The sequence below is a fragment of the Candidatus Spyradosoma sp. SGI.093 genome (genome assembly GCF_050314555.1).
Taxonomy (GTDB): Bacteria; Verrucomicrobiota; Verrucomicrobiia; order Opitutales; family UBA953; genus Spyradosoma.
This window is the reverse complement of the sequence record NZ_JBNPNH010000003.1, coordinates 42,888-57,130: the sequence shown is the minus strand read 5'-3', so window position 1 is coordinate 57,130 and position 14,243 is coordinate 42,888. Positions and strand designations below refer to the sequence as shown.

The 14,243-nt window shown below is 61.8% G+C and carries 9 protein-coding genes and 1 CRISPR repeat array; of the genes, 3 read left to right on the top strand and 6 right to left on the bottom strand.

What is annotated here, in order from left to right:
• The first annotated feature begins 104 nt into the window (after positions 1–104).
• Complete coding sequence (locus ACQREB_RS04125; protein WP_427765657.1) at positions 105–908, top strand: glycosyltransferase family 2 protein; 804 nt, start codon at positions 105–107, stop codon at positions 906–908.
• Positions 909–980: 72 nt separating this feature from the next.
• On the opposite strand, the gene ACQREB_RS04120 is transcribed toward ACQREB_RS04125, so the two are convergent.
• From ACQREB_RS04120 to ACQREB_RS04100, 5 genes are all read right to left on the bottom strand, one after another.
• Positions 981–2,411 (bottom strand): UDP-N-acetylmuramate--L-alanine ligase, encoded by a 1,431-nt coding sequence (locus tag ACQREB_RS04120; protein ID WP_427765654.1) that lies wholly within the window; start codon positions 2,409–2,411, stop codon positions 981–983.
• A 72-nt stretch (positions 2,412–2,483) separates the two neighbouring features.
• Positions 2,484–2,738 (bottom strand): acyl carrier protein, encoded by a 255-nt coding sequence (locus ACQREB_RS04115; protein ID WP_427765651.1) that lies wholly within the window; start codon positions 2,736–2,738, stop codon positions 2,484–2,486.
• Positions 2,722–4,296 (bottom strand): HAD-IIIC family phosphatase, encoded by a 1,575-nt coding sequence (locus tag ACQREB_RS04110; protein ID WP_427765648.1) that lies wholly within the window; start codon positions 4,294–4,296, stop codon positions 2,722–2,724. The genes ACQREB_RS04115 and ACQREB_RS04110 overlap by 17 nt, the downstream gene beginning before the upstream one ends.
• Positions 4,293–4,712 carry a VOC family protein gene (locus ACQREB_RS04105; protein ID WP_427765645.1) on the bottom strand — a complete coding sequence of 140 codons (420 nt, stop codon included), beginning with the start codon at positions 4,710–4,712 and terminating at the stop codon, positions 4,293–4,295. Before ACQREB_RS04105 ends, ACQREB_RS04110 begins: the two co-directional genes overlap by 4 nt.
• A complete protein-coding gene (locus ACQREB_RS04100) occupies positions 4,709–5,776 on the bottom strand; it encodes a 3-oxoacyl-ACP synthase III family protein (RefSeq protein WP_427765642.1) in 1,068 nt (355 codons plus the stop codon). Before ACQREB_RS04100 ends, ACQREB_RS04105 begins: the two co-directional genes overlap by 4 nt.
• A gap of 119 nt (positions 5,777–5,895) precedes the next feature.
• Here ACQREB_RS04100 and ACQREB_RS04095 point away from each other — a divergent pair, with 119 nt between their 5' ends.
• Positions 5,896–6,150, top strand: coding sequence for a hypothetical protein (locus ACQREB_RS04095; protein WP_427765639.1), 255 nt, complete (start codon positions 5,896–5,898; stop codon positions 6,148–6,150).
• On the opposite strand, the gene ACQREB_RS04090 is transcribed toward ACQREB_RS04095, so the two are convergent.
• The gene (locus ACQREB_RS04090; RefSeq protein WP_427765636.1) at positions 6,121–7,008 is read right to left on the bottom strand and encodes a toxin glutamine deamidase domain-containing protein; all 888 of its coding nucleotides are present in this window, start codon (positions 7,006–7,008) and stop codon (positions 6,121–6,123) included. The genes ACQREB_RS04095 and ACQREB_RS04090 overlap by 30 nt on opposite strands.
• A 359-nt stretch (positions 7,009–7,367) precedes the next feature.
• Positions 7,368–12,997: direct repeats of the CRISPR family, unit length 32 nt; unit sequence GTTTCAATCCACGCTCCCGCGAGGGGAGCGAC.
• Between the two features lie 274 nt (positions 12,998–13,271).
• Here ACQREB_RS04090 and ACQREB_RS04085 point away from each other — a divergent pair.
• Entirely contained in the window at positions 13,272–14,042 is a 771-nt protein-coding gene (locus tag ACQREB_RS04085) for a hypothetical protein (protein ID WP_427765634.1), read from the top strand.
• The last annotated feature ends 201 nt before the right edge of the window (positions 14,043–14,243 follow it).

Below are 14,243 nucleotides of genomic sequence, written 5' to 3'. Positions count from 1 at the left end.
TTTTTTCAACGCAAATTTTGACGCGCCCGCGGGCGCGCAGGCGCGAATCCCGCGAAATCCGCGCTTGCGTTCCCGCCGTTTTTCCAAAAAAATTTCAGTCTCTGATGCAAAAACCGAAGACATGCGCTCTGCTGATTTCGACCTACAACTGGCCGGACGCGCTGCGCCTCGTCCTCGAAAGCGCCCTGCGGCAGACGCGCCTGCCCGACGAAATCCTCGTCGCCGACGACGGCAGCGGCCCCGAAACCCGCGCGCTCGTCGACGCCTTCCGCGAAAAGGCGCCCTGTCCGCTCCGCCACGTCTGGCACGAGGACGCGGGCTTCCGCAAATGCGTCATCTGGAACAAGGCGATCGCGCGGATCGCTTCGGAATACGTCGTGCAGATCGACGGCGACTGCGTGATTTCGCCGCGCTTCGTCGAAGACCATCTGAACGTCGCGCGTCCGGGCTGGTTCACCTGCGGAAGCCGCACGTTGCTGACTCGGGAACGCACGGAAGAACTGCTCACCGCGGGCGACGCGGACGGGCTCGGCGCGTTTTCGCGGGGCGTGAGAAACCGTGCTAACGCGCTGCGAGTGCCGTGGCTCTCGCGCATGATCCGCGAAAGCTACCGCGCCCGCAAGCCCTACATCTCCAAAGGCTGCAACATGGGCTTTTGGACGAAGGATCTGCTCGCCGTCAACGGCTACAACGAGGAAATTTCCGGCTGGGGACGCGAGGATGCCGAACTCGAAGTCCGCCTGATGAAACTCGGCGTGCGGAGACAGTCGCTGAAGTTCGGCGGCGTGCAGTTTCACCTTTTCCACAAGGAAAACGACCGTTCCCGCGACGCGCGCAACATCGAGATTCTGAACCGCGTCCTCGCCTCACCCGCCTTCCGCACGCCCCACGGCATCGTGAAGGAATGACCCGCGCTCGACGCGCGCGAAATCGCGTCCGCGGGAACGAAGGCTGGAATGCCTTCGCCCCTGCGAACGCTTTCACGCGAGGGGGCGGTGGAAGTCGGCGAAGCGCTTGATGATGCCGCCGAAGGCGCCGTTCGAGAAGAAGACGACGAGCGCGGGAGCGTCCGGCGTCGCCGCGTCCGCGAGTTCCTCCAGCTCGACGAAAAGCCGCTCGACGCTTTCCGGCGCGCGCGCGTCCACGCCGCGGGAACGCAGCGCCGCAGCGACTTCCTCCGTGTTCATCTTTTCCGCGCCGCCCGACGCGTGATGCACGGGCGCGACGAGCGCGGCGTCCGCGTTCGCGAGCGCGTCCGTGAACGCGTCCTGCAGGATCTTCCGCACGGCGGTGTTGCTGCGCGGCTCGAACGCGGCGATGAGGCGGCGGTTCGGCCAGCGTTCCCGCAGCGCCTGCAGCGTCAGCCTGAGCGCCGTCGGGTGGTGCCCGAAATCCTCGACGGCGACGAGCGCGGGCGTGTCCACGAGAATTTCGCGCCGCCGCTTCACGCCGCGGAATTTCGCGAGCGCGTCGAGCGGGAACGCCCATTCGGGCTTGTCCGTCGCGGTGTAGAGCGCGCACGCCGTCGCCGCCATCGCCGCGTTGCGCGCGTTGAAGACGCCGGACTGCGTCCACGCGACGCGCCCCCAGTCGTTCCCGCGCCAAGTCAGCGCGAACTCGGAGCCCTCCGGCGTCTCGCGGAAATCGCGGATGCGCACGTCGCAGTTTTCGCCGACGCCGACGCGCACGATCGGCGCCCACGTGACGTTTTCGAGGAGCGGCGCGATGTTCGCGTCGTCGCCGTTCGCCACGATGTAGCCGTTGCGCGGCACGAGGCGTATGACGTGCGAGAACGTGCGCTGCACGTCCTGCAGGTCGCGGAAAATGTCCGCGTGGTCGAACTCGAGATTGTTCAGCAGCAGAATCTGCGGCAGGTACTGAATGAATTTGCTGCGCTTGTCGAAAAACGCCGTGTCGTATTCGTCGCCCTCGATGACGAAGGGCCCGCCGTCCGTTCCCGGCGCGGAGCCGCCCGGCAGGTCGCGCGGCACGCCGCCGATGAGCCAGCCGGGATTTTCGCCGCGTTCCCGCAGCAGAAACGCCGTGAGCGAGGACGTCGTCGTCTTGCCGTGCGTTCCCGCGACGACGATGTCGCAGCGGTTCTTCAGCAGGCGCGTGCGCAGCAGCTCCGGCAGCGAGACGTAGTCGAGCGCGCGCGATTCGAGCAGCCACTCCATCTCGGGATGGCCTCGGGAAACGACGTTCCCGACGACGACGAGGTCCGGCCGGATGAACGCGAGCCGCTCCGCGCTGTAGCCGTCGTAAATCTTGACGCCGGAGTTCATCAGCATGTCCGACATCGGCGGGTAGATTCCCTTGTCCGATCCGGAGACTTCGTGCCCGAGCGCGCGCATGAGCAGCGCGGCGTTGCCCATCGCCGTGCCGCAGATTCCCATGAAATAGATGTGCATGATTTTTTTGAAAAATTAGGGATTAAAAATTCGGAAGCGGAAGTGTCTGCTTAGGTATTCTCCTGTCACTTGTCACCTGTCGCTTGTCGGTTCCTTGTCGCTCTTCTTTTCGAGCGCGGCGCGAACGTCTGCGAGCGTGCGGAGCGCTGCGATTTCCTCGGGCTCGAAAAAGACGCCGAACTCCGCCTCCAGCGCGAGAATCAGGTTCAGGTGCCCGACGGAATCCCAGGCGGGGCAGTTCGACTGCGAAAGCTCCGCGGGAACGCGCTCGAGCCCGAGCGTTTCCCGAAAGACTTTTTCGAGACGCGGTTCAATGTCGTTGTTCATCGGATACGAATTCGTAGGCAGAGGAAATTTCGAAGGCTCCGCGCGCGCGCAGGTCGAGCGCGAAGCGCGTTCCCGCGGCGTCCGCCGCCGCGAAGCCGAGCGAGGGCAGGAATTTCGCGCAGGGCGCGTTCTTCGCGGTGGGCGCGAAGTCCGCGGAAACCGCTTCGACGCCGCGTTCCCGCAGAAGATTCAGCAGCGCCCGGGCGAACGCCGTTTCGACGCCGCGGCCGAGTGCGCGGCAGCTCATCATGAAATTTTCGACGCGCGCGGATTTTCCCGCGTCCGCGAAGGAGATTTCCGCTTCGCCGACGATGCCGAGGTCGCCGAACCTGTCCGCCGCCGCGAGCGAGAATACGGCGTTCCCGCGCTTGAGAAATCCGCGCAGTTCCGCTTCCGTGCGCCGGCGCGTCGCGAGGTTGAACTGATTGGTCTTCTGCGTCAGCTGGGCGAGGCGCGGGAGCGAAAAATCGTCGGCGGGCGCGAGGCGCAGGCGGATGCCGAGAGAGGCGACGTAGTCCGCGAGCGAGGCGAACGTCCGCGAAAATTCCGCGCGCGCGGCGGCGTCGCGATATTGGCGCGTCTTTTCGGCGTCTTCGCGCGTCAGCGTTTCCGCGCGGAAGAACGCGTCGGCGAGCGTCTCGAAAAATTCCGGAAGCGCGTAAGGCTGCGCCGGATACGCGGGCGCGGCGACGGCGCCGCCGAACGCCTGAAGCACGCGTTCGCGTTCCCGCGCGTCGTCGTCGACGAAGACGAGCGAGTCCGCGCCGACGTTGAGCTCCGCGGCGATTTCGCGGACGCTCTCCGCCTTGTCGTTCCAGTTCACGCGCCAGGCGGAAACGTGCTCGGGGCGCAGAATCATGTCCGGATGCCTCTCGAAGACTTCGCGCACGTCGGCGTAATTGTTTTTTGAAGACACCGCGAGCACGACGCCGCTTTCGGCGAGCGCGACGAGGCGTTTCTGAAAATGCGCGAAGGCGTTCCCGGGGTAATCGCCGCCGATCTTTATTCCCGCGAAACCGTCTTCGCCGAGCGTGCCGCCCCAGAGCGTGCCGTCGCAGTCGAGCACGAGGCCTTTTTTGCGCGGGACGGGAACGCGCGGCGCGGGCGGCGGCGTTCCCGCGAGTTTTTTCGCCGGAGAAAACGGCGTTTTCGTCAGAAACCAGAGGCGCCAGTCGACGCCGAATTCCGGCGCGGCGAGCACGGGCGCGTTCCCGCGTTCCCGCGAAAATTTTTCCAGCTCGGCGGCGTAGAAGGCGACGGCGTCGCGCAGACGCGAGTCGGAAAGCACGAGCGGCGCGCGGCGCGGCGCGGCGAGCGGGACGAGCTCGAACGGCTTTTCCGCGGGAACGCGCGCCGCCGCGAGACGGAGCCGCTGCAGGAAATCCGCGACGAGCGCGCGCGCTTCGCCCGGCTCCGCGTCGGGCGGGAGCGCGTAGAACCAGCGGAAGATCTCCGCGTCCGCGGGCGCGCGGGAAACGTCGCCGTAGCCGGAGAACTCCGTTTCTCCGCGCGGGAAAAACGGCTCGACGGTCGCGTTTCTGAAGACGAAGCGTTTCACGCGTTTTTCTGTTCCAGCAGCTCGATCAGCCCGGCGTCCTTCGAGAAGAGAAACGCGACTTTCGCGTTCCCGCAGGCGACGGCGGGCACGGGCGCCTTGACGAGCAGCCAGGACTGCGCGCGCAGGTCGCGGATCGCCGCTTCGACGTCGGGAACGGCGTAGCAGACGAAGCTGGCTTCCGATTCGCCGCCGCTGTTTTTCAGCAGCTCGGAGACCGGAGAATCTTCGCCGGCGGGCTCGACGAGCTCCAGCGGAATTTCGTCGGGCTTTTCGGCGAAGCAGACGTTTACGCGCTGCAGCGGATCGAAGATTTTTTCTCCGCAGAGAAAGCCGTTTTCGCGAAGCTCGTCCGCCGCGCGCGCGATGTCCGCGACGGCGACGCCGATGTGATGCAGTCTGAAGTTCGTGATGTTCATGTCGGGTTGAAGTCGAAGGGTTCCGAAAATTTCGTCGGCGCGAGCGAGAGCGCGGCGGCGGCCCAGGAAAGCCCGGCGCCGAAGCCGCAGAGCAGGGCGCGTTCCCGCGCGGCGAGGGCGTTTCCGCGCGCGGCGAGCGTCAGCGGAATCGACGCCGAGCTCGTGTTCCCGTATTCGCCGAGCGAATACAAAATTTTTTCGGGCGCGATCTTCATGCGCGCCGCGAGGAAGTCCGTCATCATTCTGTTCGCCTGGTGGAAGACGACGCAGTCCGCGTCCGCGGGCGCGAATCCCGCGCGCGCCGCCGTTTCCTTCGTCACGGCGGGAACGCTGCGTATCGCGAAATTGAATACGTCCATACCGTTCATGCGGACTTCGCACCCGGAGCGGACGTTGCCCTCCGCGTCGGTTTCCTCGCGCAGCGTCTCCGCGCTCGCGGGAACGCGGCTGCCTCCGGCGGGAATCTTCACGACGTCCGCGCCGCCGCCGTCGGTCTTCAGCGTGAAGTGGGCGGCGCCGAATTCGGGCGATTTTTCGACGAGCGTCGCCGTTCCCGCGTCGCCGTAAAGCGGCGCATTGACGCGGTCGCGCGGATTGACGCACTTGGAATACGTTTCGCCGTCGAGCAGCAGCACGCGACGCACGCCGGGAAGCGCGGCGTAGGCGAACGCGGTCGAAAGCGCGTAGACGTAGCCGGAACACGCGAGCGAAAGGTCGAGCGCGGCGCAGCTCTGCGGGAGCCCGAGCCGATGCTGGAGAATCGGCGCGGTCGCGGGCGTGCGGAAATCCGCCGTCTGGCTCATGAAGAGCAGGAAGTCGATTTCGTCGCGCGGCGCGTCGGGATTGTCGGCGAAGAGCTTTTCCGCGGCGGCGGCGCAGAGATCGGAGGCGCAGACGTTTTTCGGCGCGAGGCGTTTTTCGCGGATGCCGATCGCGTGAATCGTCTTTTCAATTTCGTCGTCGGGCAGAAGCCCGCGCAGCGCGTCCGCGTTGCGCGAAACGTCCGCGGGAACGCACGCCGCGACCGCGCGGATGCCGACTCCGTTGAATTGAATGTTTGCCATGCCCACCGATTAAAACGCAAACCCGCCGAAACTTAAAGCGATATTCTCGCGCTCGACGCGCGTCCGTTCCTCATGCTTTTTCGCTTTCAATTTGAGGTTCAAAGGGGTTTACTGCCGCCATGACGTTGGAACAAAAGGCGGAAATCGCGCGTAAGGCGATCGAGGGTGATTATCCGAACAAAGACATCGGCAAGCTCATTCACTTCGGCAGGCTCGGCGGCGACGATTTTTTCGGGAGCGAGCTCACGGAAAGGCTTCTTAACGATTACGGGGCTATTCGTGTCGGCAGCGACGGGAAACATGATCGATTAGGCTCCTTTGATTTCATGCCTGTTTGGAAAAACTCAAGGTTTGTTGCGTTTGACAACGCCTGAAACAACCCTGACGTCAGCCTCTCTGTCGTCGACCCTCAAAACGGAAATCCCGTTCTTCGCGATGTCGTCGAAGTAGTTCCCGCGGTCTCCGAAAATCCCCGAAGAAGAATCGCCGACCGAAGCGTTTTGCGGGTCGTAAAGTTTGAGCGCGCCGTCTTGAGTGCGCTCGGCACAGAAAACGTGACCGCTCCCTCGGGCCCACTTCACTTCGACGAAGTAGCGTCCTTTCTCGCGCGTCGCGTCATCGAGCGCTTTCAGATGGCCGCGCCTTCCGGAGGATTTCAGCTTCTTCTTCGTCGCGTCCTTCCAAGCGAACTGCGTCCCTTCCTCGAGGTCAGACTGATGCGGTGAATCTCCCGAGCCCCTGGCCTGAACGTCGAGCCCCCTTCGACGCATTTCGTAGGCGACGACGCAGGTTTGGCAGTTGTCGCGGAAACGCCGCGCCTTGGCGTAGTTCGGGTTGACGCTGTTCCCGTCGCCCTGTTCGAACGTCATCGGCGCGCCGAGCTTGACGCCCACCGCCTTAGCGACGATCTGCGCGTTCGCCTTGATTGCCGGCGAAAGCGGCGGCTCCGCGGGCGCGGGAATGCCCAAAATCGCCTCACGCGCGCGTTCGAGCTTCGCCTTGGCAATGTCGCTCGCCTTCGGCGTTTCGGGCGCGGGAACGGGGCGTTTCTCGCCGCTTTCGGGCTTCGCCTTGCGCGCCGCGCTTTCCGGCTTCGGCAGCAAACCGAGCCGAATCGCGTTCGCGCGCGAAACCTTGAAGAGCTTCATGCCGGAATTGTAGTCGAACGGCGGGAGCGGGTCGCCCCAGCGCGAAATGCGCGCCCAGATCGGGTCGTCGACGAGGGCGACCATGCGTCCCTCGACGAGCTTTCCGCCCGCATCCTGCCACCGCTTTTTCCAATCGCGCGGCTTCTTTCGCGCGCCGCCGCGCTTCAGTTCCTGCGCCGGGAACAGCTTCAGCGCGCCGCTCTCGATGTCGTCCCTGCGCTGAATCTGCGCGCGCGCTCGCGTGTACTGCGTGTCGTAGATGAGCTTCAGCCGCGCGTTGGTCGCGAGCTCGCTCTGCGTGAACGCGTCGAGCGCGCTTCAATCCACGCTCCCGTGAGGGAGCGACTTCGCGCCGCGCATGCGGAAAACACGTCAGCCGGTTTCAATCCGCGCTCCCGTGAGGGAGCGACCGACACGACGGGCGTTTACGCGGGCATCTACGTGTTTCAATCCACGCTCCCGCGAGGGGAGCGACGCGGAACGCCGTGAACCGGATTTCCACGGAGTTGTTTCAATCCACGCTCCCGCGAGGGGAGCGACAAAACTTATAGCGTTCGGCTTGTTCCACGTGGTTTCAATCCACGCTCCCGCGAGGGGAGCGACGGCCGCGCTGAAAGGCGAAACTGTTTCCAAAACGGTTTCAATCCACGCTCCCGCGAGGGGAGCGACTTGTATCGCGTAATGAGGGTATCCCCTACTCCTTCGGGTTTCAATCCACGCTCCCGCGAGGGGAGCGACCATGCTCACGCCCGACGGCGAATTGGTGTTTTGGTTTCAATCCACGCTCCCGCGAGGGGAGCGACAACGCGGACGCGTAAATTCGGGCGCAGTTTCAGTTTCAATCCACGCTCCCGCGAGGGGAGCGACGCCTCCTTCGTGAATTTTCTTATAGCGTTAAAGTTTCAATCCACGCTCCCGCGAGGGGAGCGACGCGGTCTGCGTCTTTCCCGTCCCGCAAGCCATGTTTCAATCCACGCTCCCGCGAGGGGAGCGACTCGGCGACGAAGTGCCCTATCCCGTGCCAGCATGTTTCAATCCACGCTCCCGCGAGGGGAGCGACGTGGGCAACCTCGAGCGGGACGTTCCCGCAGTGTTTCAATCCACGCTCCCGCGAGGGGAGCGACACATTTCCCCCGTGTTTGTCGTGATGTGGAACGTTTCAATCCACGCTCCCGCGAGGGGAGCGACCGCGGCTACTTTTCCGCCGCGGCGCAGGTTTGGTTTCAATCCACGCTCCCGCGAGGGGAGCGACCCGCCATCATGGGGAGCGTCGGCAATCTCGAGCGTTTCAATCCACGCTCCCGCGAGGGGAGCGACGCGCTGGGCGAATGCCGCGCATCCACTCCCTCAAGTTTCAATCCACGCTCCCGCGAGGGGAGCGACAGCGACGACGGCGAAGGAGCTCTTGCCCTGCTGTTTCAATCCACGCTCCCGCGAGGGGAGCGACGCCGCCTTCGCCGCAGCCTTCGCCGCTTCGCAGGTTTCAATCCACGCTCCCGCGAGGGGAGCGACCTCCGTGCGCGCCTGTTTTGGCGTATGACTACAGTTTCAATCCACGCTCCCGCGAGGGGAGCGACATCAACCACAACCAAAGGAACAATCATGGAAAAGTTTCAATCCACGCTCCCGCGAGGGGAGCGACTCGTCAGCAATCTATCAAACGACGATAGATTATGTTTCAATCCACGCTCCCGCGAGGGGAGCGACGTTTTTGGGGGACAGGCTCGAAAAAACTGGGAGTGTTTCAATCCACGCTCCCGCGAGGGGAGCGACTGGATAAATGTGGATAATTTCAAAAGCTTTAATGTTTCAATCCACGCTCCCGCGAGGGGAGCGACTTTGATAGGAGGTAATCAATGGGTATTTTTAGTGTTTCAATCCACGCTCCCGCGAGGGGAGCGACTATGAGCTCGTCAAAATGGCGCGAGAGCGTGAAGTTTCAATCCACGCTCCCGCGAGGGGAGCGACGCGGAGAAGCGCGTCACCTTGAGCACATCCATCAAGTTTCAATCCACGCTCCCGCGAGGGGAGCGACAACAATCAACAATCAACCAAAGGTAAAATCATGGTTTCAATCCACGCTCCCGCGAGGGGAGCGACAGGAGCAGGAGATTAATACTGCTCGCGAGCAGGAGTTTCAATCCACGCTCCCGCGAGGGGAGCGACAACAATCAACAATCAACCAAAGGTAAAATCATGGTTTCAATCCACGCTCCCGCGAGGGGAGCGACCTCGGGCCTGTCGCTCATAAAAACGCTGCAATTGTTTCAATCCACGCTCCCGCGAGGGGAGCGACCGAAGCGAGAAAGGAGGTTAAAAATGAAGAAGCGTTTCAATCCACGCTCCCGCGAGGGGAGCGACGGTTGTGCCAAGCCGCGAGGAGCGCGGCAGGAGTTTCAATCCACGCTCCCGCGAGGGGAGCGACGGGCGCGATTTCGTCGGGATCGAAATGTCGAGAGTTTCAATCCACGCTCCCGCGAGGGGAGCGACTCCAGCGCTTCGCGTTCATCCAGCTCGTTTATCCGTTTCAATCCACGCTCCCGCGAGGGGAGCGACGGCGGCGCGCTGCTCTCGTGGGACGAAAACACGGGTTTCAATCCACGCTCCCGCGAGGGGAGCGACTACCCGCGGCAACGCGCCGCAGGTTTGTCGAAAGTTTCAATCCACGCTCCCGCGAGGGGAGCGACCTTTAAGGGGCGCCCTTTTAATGGGCGCCTAATTGTTTCAATCCACGCTCCCGCGAGGGGAGCGACTCAACCACAACCAAGGAACAATCATGGAAAAGGTTTCAATCCACGCTCCCGCGAGGGGAGCGACCACGGAGCGCAGTTCGAGAATAACAAGCCTCATGTTTCAATCCACGCTCCCGCGAGGGGAGCGACAACAGTCCTCCGCTTTGGAGGCGGCAGCAGATCCGGTTTCAATCCACGCTCCCGCGAGGGGAGCGACGAGGGGTGGGGTCAGTTATTCACAATGGGTTGTGTTTCAATCCACGCTCCCGCGAGGGGAGCGACCAATGGATCCACGCCAATCGCGAGGGAACGAAGTTTCAATCCACGCTCCCGCGAGGGGAGCGACCCGGCGGGGTTGCCACCCCCGCCGGAAGGCGTTGTTTCAATCCACGCTCCCGCGAGGGGAGCGACAAACAATCAACAATCAACCAAAGGAACAATCATGGTTTCAATCCACGCTCCCGCGAGGGGAGCGACCGAGCTTGTAAAAATGGCTCGGGAACGAGAAGTTTCAATCCACGCTCCCGCGAGGGGAGCGACGGCGTTCTTTGATTCCGCGATTACGCCATAGAGGTTTCAATCCACGCTCCCGCGAGGGGAGCGACTATAGTGTGGTATAGGCAGACAGCTTACGACGCGTTTCAATCCACGCTCCCGCGAGGGGAGCGACATCGCTAAGGTTAATTAAATTAAAACATAAATTGTTTCAATCCACGCTCCCGCGAGGGGAGCGACACGGGAAGGAAGTTGAAATTTCAGACGGGGAGAGGTTTCAATCCACGCTCCCGCGAGGGGAGCGACCGTGCAATAGTGATTTCCTGCGTGTAAAGGCGCGTTTCAATCCACGCTCCCGCGAGGGGAGCGACGAGGGATCGCCCCCCTTTTTATTGAGACGTCATGTTTCAATCCACGCTCCCGCGAGGGGAGCGACGCTCGGGATCGAGAAGATTTTGAGCCGGTTGACGTTTCAATCCACGCTCCCGCGAGGGGAGCGACTCGTGCCAGTCTGGTTAAACTGCACGCCGAGCGTTTCAATCCACGCTCCCGCGAGGGGAGCGACCCACGCGCCTGTCGCTCATAAAAGCGCTGGAGTTGTTTCAATCCACGCTCCCGCGAGGGGAGCGACACCACGCGCCTGTCGCTCATAAAAGCGTTGGAGCTGGTTTCAATCCACGCTCCCGCGAGGGGAGCGACTCGCCTAATGAGACCCAGGCAGGTAAAGGCTGGTTTCAATCCACGCTCCCGCGAGGGGAGCGACAATCGCCAAGCTGGGCGAGGAAGAAGTCCTCAGGGTTTCAATCCACGCTCCCGCGAGGGGAGCGACGACTTAGAGGCCGAAGCGAGAAAGGAGGATAAAGTTTCAATCCACGCTCCCGCGAGGGGAGCGACCAGATACGCCAGTACGCGCGCAGGGGAAGCACGGTTTCAATCCACGCTCCCGCGAGGGGAGCGACTCCCCGCCGCGGACGAACCAACTTGCCAAGCGAGTTTCAATCCACGCTCCCGCGAGGGGAGCGACATGCCGTTGGCACTGTCGCTAAAATTTTTGCTTGTTTCAATCCACGCTCCCGCGAGGGGAGCGACACCCGGCGTTTCGTCGCGCACTTCGACGCGCGTGTTTCAATCCACGCTCCCGCGAGGGGAGCGACGGCGGCGCGCACGCCCGCGCACGCAGAAACGCAGTTTCAATCCACGCTCCCGCGAGGGGAGCGACCTTAAATTTTTAACCTACGAAAAATTTAACATGTTTCAATCCACGCTCCCGCGAGGGGAGCGACCGGTGCTCCCTCTCCGCGGCTATTGGCGTATTTGGTTTCAATCCACGCTCCCGCGAGGGGAGCGACTCTACCGGCACCTCTCAGGCAGGTAAAGGCTGGTTTCAATCCACGCTCCCGCGAGGGGAGCGACATCATGTCAAAACTGTGTTGCATTGTTGTTTAAGTTTCAATCCACGCTCCCGCGAGGGGAGCGACGTTAATCTTTATAGGTTGGCTAAAGCCACCAAGTTTCAATCCACGCTCCCGCGAGGGGAGCGACGCGGAGCTTATAACTTTCAGCTTGTTCCACGTGGTTTCAATCCACGCTCCCGCGAGGGGAGCGACTCCTTCTTTCTATGTTAATCCATGTTCCACGTGGTTTCAATCCACGCTCCCGCGAGGGGAGCGACTTATTAACCGCCTCGACCTCGAGGCCCGATGTGGTTTCAATCCACGCTCCCGCGAGGGGAGCGACAAAAAAATCCGCGACGGTGTCCCCGCCGCGGACGTTTCAATCCACGCTCCCGCGAGGGGAGCGACCTCCCGCGCCATTTTGACCAGCTCATACCACTCGGTTTCAATCCACGCTCCCGCGAGGGGAGCGACGCGCGTTACCCTTGCGCGCGTACTGGCGTGTCTGGTTTCAATCCACGCTCCCGCGAGGGGAGCGACGTGCTTGGTGCACAGGTGCTTTTTGGCAATGGTGTTTCAATCCACGCTCCCGCGAGGGGAGCGACGACCCAATGGGCCCACGTGAGGCGCGCGGGAACGTTTCAATCCACGCTCCCGCGAGGGGAGCGACTCTACCGGCACCTCTCAGGCCGGCAAAGGTTGGTTTCAATCCACGCTCCCGCGAGGGGAGCGACTGCTTGGGTAGCATTAGGCGCCGCCATAGGCGTGTTGTTTCAATCCACGCTCCCGCGAGGGGAGCGACCCGGCAGGGTTGCCACCTCCGCCCGCTGGCGTCGTTTCAATCCACGCTCCCGCGAGGGGAGCGACCTCGAGGCCCGTAATGGAAAGGAGGACAAAAATGTTTCAATCCACGCTCCCGCGAGGGGAGCGACCTCGAAGCGGAAAGGAGGTTAAAAAAAATGAAGTTTCAATCCACGCTCCCGCGAGGGGAGCGACCGCGCGGAATTGGAGTCCTCGAGAATACGCTTCTGTTTCAATCCACGCTCCCGCGAGGGGAGCGACGGCCACAATTTGGCGAGGGTTGGCGACTCGATGTTTCAATCCACGCTCCCGCGAGGGGAGCGACGGCTCGGGAGCAGGAAGATTTTGAGCCTGTCGACGTTTCAATCCACGCTCCCGCGAGGGGAGCGACGACTTTTACTATCCTGCGTTTGCCCACCTTGGTGTTTCAATCCACGCTCCCGCGAGGGGAGCGACGAGTTCCCCGCCACAATGGCGGGGCTAGTCTGTGTTTCAATCCACGCTCCCGCGAGGGGAGCGACAAATCAAATCGCGAGCAGAATTAGCGTCCGCAAGTTTCAATCCACGCTCCCGCGAGGGGAGCGACCCAACAAACCAACAAACCAACAATAAAAATTATGTTTCAATCCACGCTCCCGCGAGGGGAGCGACTGGAGAAGAATCGCACAGGGAAAAATCAAAGACAAGAGCGGATCTTTCGCGAACCCGAGCCGGTTTCGCAGCGGCGACGAACGCTCGCCTCGAACGACCACGCCAGAGCTTAGATTTCATGCGGGATGAGACGCATTCGCGAACCTCCCGCCATTTCCGGGAGCACTTGGATATGGCGATTACCTCGGGAGCGAAATCCATCACCGAAAAACGAAAGAAGCGTCACGAAAATGGCTTGAAGCGTGTCGTCGTTTGGCTATCTTTGAAAATGTAAATGGCAATCACTCACACATATCCGGACGGCACCGTTTTGGAATTCGTCAACGAATCCCAGATGCGCATGTGCGGTCTCGATCCGGAAGCGTGGAAAAGCCCGAACGACGACATCGTCTGTCAGTGGTGCAGACATGCCTTTGCCTTCCACAAGAGCGCAAAGGCGTGGCGCTGCGGCGCGTATCCGAAAGGAAAGCCGAATGCGGTCGACGATTCTGCGCCGTGCGAAAAATTTGAAGACGGCGGAAGCGGGAAAAAATTCTCCCGCGACGTGATTGCGGAGAATCTTCCGCAAGATCCGGAAATCCGCAAGGCGCTGATTGAACGTCTGCGCAAGGATTTCGGGAACGAAATCGCGATTGTCGGTGATCAGGCGCTCTACCTTGGAAGAATGGGTGTTTACGCTGCGAACATTTACTCCGGGCCGGGAAGGTATTTTCCACAGCATATCCAGCTTGATTCCGGGAATCTCGGAGTTCGCGTTCTTGACGAAATCGCGCGAGCTTCCAAGCTGCTTCGCAAGGCGTGGACGTGGAAAAATTTGCTTTGGGTTCTCGCGAAAAAGGGGAATCTCGAAGAGTTCAAGCTGATGCCGTTTATCTGCTACGCGCCCTCGCATGTGAAGGCGCGCGAAAAGTCCGTGGCGCTTGGGAGGCGCATCGGAGACCGCGTGCACTGGGCGTTCGTTTATCCGGAAGGAAGGCATCTTAATGCGGAATACGCCGGATCGACTCCGGCGGAAAATGCGGATTCTGCGCCGACGGACGCCTGAATCCGTCCGTAGCTCCTTTTAGAGCGGATGTTCCGCGGGACGCAAAAAAGTTTCCCTTAATTTCCTGAGGGTTTCGGGGGATTTCGAAATTTTTCTTGCAAAAAAATTCGTGCGGGAAATCATGGCGGCACAATGACTTCTCGAACTACCGCAATCCGCCCGGGAAAATCCTGCTCGCACATCCGCCCCGTTTGTGCGAAA